This window comes from Cytophagia bacterium CHB2 (assembly GCA_030263535.1).
Lineage (GTDB): Bacteria > Zhuqueibacterota > Zhuqueibacteria > Zhuqueibacterales > Zhuqueibacteraceae > Coneutiohabitans.
Genome location: SZPB01000515.1, coordinates 1 through 3,424 on the forward strand (window position 1 = coordinate 1; position 3,424 = coordinate 3,424).

The 3,424-nt window shown below is 51.6% G+C and carries 3 protein-coding genes; all 3 read right to left on the bottom strand.

Translation table 11 applies throughout. The features are described from left to right. A partial coding sequence (locus tag FBQ85_28210) for a helicase (GenBank protein MDL1879018.1) occupies positions 1-1,459 on the bottom strand: 1,459 nt, incomplete at its 3' end. Next, positions 1,456-2,301, bottom strand: coding sequence for a nucleotidyl transferase AbiEii/AbiGii toxin family protein (locus FBQ85_28215; GenBank protein ID MDL1879019.1), 846 nt, complete (start codon positions 2,299-2,301; stop codon positions 1,456-1,458). The genes FBQ85_28215 and FBQ85_28210, both read right to left, overlap by 4 nt. Then, the gene (locus FBQ85_28220) at positions 2,302-2,970 is read right to left on the bottom strand and encodes a hypothetical protein (GenBank protein ID MDL1879020.1); all 669 of its coding nucleotides are present in this window, start codon (positions 2,968-2,970) and stop codon (positions 2,302-2,304) included. Positions 2,971-3,424: the final 454 nt, after the last annotated feature.

Below are 3,424 nucleotides of genomic sequence, written 5' to 3' on the forward strand. Positions count from 1 at the left end.
GAATGACCACTTCTTCGAGAAGATTGAACAATGAAACCGCGCCGGCGCCGTTTCTCGAATCGCGGCGCGCCTGGAGAAAATAGCGGTAAACATCGCCGATGCCGGCGGAGGAAAAATAGGAACGGTCGCCCTGCGTGACGAAATTGATTTGATTGTAGAGATCGAACAGATCGTTGTTGATCGGCGTGGCCGTCAGCAAAATGATTTTCTTGCGGCCGCCGTCCCGTCCCTTGCCAGCGTTGAGCGCCACAATCCGTTCGAGATTTTCATAGCGCTGCGCGGATTTGTTGCGAAAGTTGTGCGACTCGTCCACCAAAATCAAGTCGGTGTCGCCATAAGGCTCCGCCGAAAAATCTTTTTGGCCCAGTTCCTCCTGCGAAATAATCGTTGCCGCAATGGTAGCTTCCTTCAGCTCGTGTATCCACATTGGCCGCAGCGAGGCCGGACACACCACCAGCGCCTTCATGCGCTGATGATAGGCAAAATCCTCCAGAAGTTTTTTGCCGATCCAGGTTTTGCCCAAGCCGACGGAATCCGCGATCATCACGCCGTCGTAGCGGCTGAGAATTTTCCTCGCCTTTTTCACCGCATCTTCCTGGAACTCGCTCAACTCGACCGCGGACCTGGTCGCCGCCAATTCCGTGGCCTCGAGATCGTCTTTGAAATACTCGAAGAGCGCCTTCATGTAAACTTGATACGGCGTGTATTCCTTTTTGCCGAACTTGGAAGCATCCAAAATTTCAATGAGCGGCTCTTTAAAATCGTTTGCCTCGCCCCATTCGCGCTCGAACCACTCCACCAATTGCATGATGGCGCGCGCCCCGATTTCACTTTTCAGCAACTGGCGGTCGCGTTCTGTGATGGTTGCAGTCGCTGGAGCTTCCATTGGCAGGCCGACGATCTGCGCCGCCGCCGGATCATTGGCCTCTTCCGGCTCCAATAAAATCCGATGGCAGAGATTAAGCTCGCGATTGCTGGTCAATCCCGGACGGGTGAAATTGCTGGAGCCGACGATACCGATGAGCGGCTGAAAACGCTCGAAGAGAAAACCTTGCCCGCCTGGCCGGTCACTATATAGCAGATAGCACTTGGCGTGCAAAAAGCCCTTGCTCACCAACCGGACTTGAATCGGCGATTTTCGCAAAAAACGAATCAGCTCTTCAACCAGCGTCATCATTTTTTGATTGAATTCTTCCTCCGCCAGCTCGCGGCTGAGCAGCTTGGGCAAGGCGCGCTCTTCCGGCCGCACGCCGATTTGCAAGCCGCCGGTCGGCTCCAATCCCAGCAGCAGGCGAAAACTGCCCAAGCGTTGCAGGTTTTCCCGCAACAGCTCAAAGCCTTTCACCGAGAAAAAGGCGCTGGCGATATCGAGAGAACGTCCGGAATGGGCCGCGAGCAATTCATTGAGCACCTCGGCCAGCGTGTGGGTTTGGTTGTCGATGACGTAAGGAATTTTCATTTGCCTATCGCCTTTTTGAGCAGTTCAAGCGAAGTATTCCACGCGTCCGCAAATGCTGCTTTCATGGTTGCCGGAATGAGATATTCCAGGTTGGTTCGCCAATTCGCTTCGTACTCCGCTTGGCGTTTTATAACCTTGTCGAAATCGATTTCCGCAGGAATGATTCCCTTGACGCGACACTTTTCCGGAAATGCGCCGATGGCTTTCTTAACATCTGTCTTGGTTTTTGAGAGATGGTAAATGTCATAAACATCGCGAGCGATAGCATGTTTCCGCTGGCCGGAAAACGCGCGCAGCTTTTCCGACAAAATTTCTTCCAGCGCGTAAACACGGAGAGTCGCTGCCGGCAAACTCCCTTTATCCGAATATTCATGCATAACCGGCAATTCCTTGAGCGGAAAAACCAAACGTTCATCCCGATTCAAATGAACCTTGAGCGCAGCAGGCGTACCGCCGTAATTCCACGGGCCGCGATAATAAATTTTGGCTTCATAGGCTTCCTTTCCGTAATCGTCATTCACAACCTCCACCACGAGATCTATCTCGTTGGTGCGAATTCCGGTTTCGTTTTGCATCGCCACGCTCGCGGCATGAATAATGTGACGAACCTCCGTCATCACCAGCTTGCGCCTTGCGGTAAAATCAAGGTCTTCGGAGAAACGATACCCTGCGAAATAACACTTCCGCAGCGAGGTGCCGCCCTTGAAAATCCATGAAGCCTGTGCTTCGGGTTGTACGCTCAAGAAATGGAGATAGCATCCGAGCACGTAGTCATGATCCACCACCGGCGGATCAACCCCGATGGCGGCGGCGAAACGTTTGATTTCTTCAACCGCGACCATTTAAACCCTCACATTGACAAGAATTCTCCAACGCCGCACAATTCGTCCGCTTTGCGCCACGGAGGGAACCAGCGGACTGACGCCGGCGCTGAGATTTTTTTGCCATTTTGCCAAAACAGTTTTTCCTTCTGCCGAGAGCGTTGGCACGAGCGCCTCGAACAGAAAACCCAAACGTTTCTTCACCGCGCCGTTGGGAAAGCGCTCGGCGTAGGCCTCTAATTTTTTCCATGAGATTTCTTTGGTGCTTGCTTTGACGGCCTTGACAAGCTCTTCTATGGAACCGGCGCGGTCAACGTCGTCGGCGCAATCGATGAGCGTTTTTTCGCGGTCTGTGACGTAAAATGATTTTCCGTTGCGCCATTCTTTCGCCATGCCGAAAAGTTTTTTCTTGCTCACCGTTACGATTTCATATTGCACTCCAAAAATTGTCTGGCGCGGCGTGAATTTGCGTTTCGTAGTTTGCACATAAACGATGCGGGGAATTTGCTCCGTCCAATTCCAATGCCGTATCGCGCTCCAGTAGGCAATGACCGCCGGTTGCACCAGCGTCGAAGCGATAATGGCGGCATCTTCGGTCCATTTCCGGCTTGGCCCGGCCTGCAGAGGGATGATGAGATACTTGCCTTTTTCAATCGTGGCCAGCCAGCCTTTGACGATCAGCCGGTGCATGGCGATTCGAGCATTATGGGCAGAGCCCCAGAATCGCTTTGCCTCTTGCAAGGTAAAAATATTCCTGTCCGCTCCCGAAAAAGTCAGGAGAAACTCGTTTTCTCTGGCGCCAAGTTGTGTTATATTTTTTTTCATGAAAATATATTTCTGCCGTATACAATCATGTTAAAAAATATAACAAAAACCTGTCAAAAACAAGAAAATTTTGCTCACTTTGTAATCCAGCAGTTATTGGTGGAAAACCAATTTGTCATTCCGTAGGAATCTTGTTTCGATCAAGCACGGTGCTGGTTTGAAACAAGATTCCTTCGGAATGACATTTCTCTCCACCGGGAAGTGAGGCATTACCTCACTTCCCTCTCCCCTCCACAATCGCCACTTCATCCTCCGTCAACCCATACAGCTTGTAAACCACCTGATCGATGAGCTTGTCGGTCAGCGCCAGCCGTTCTTT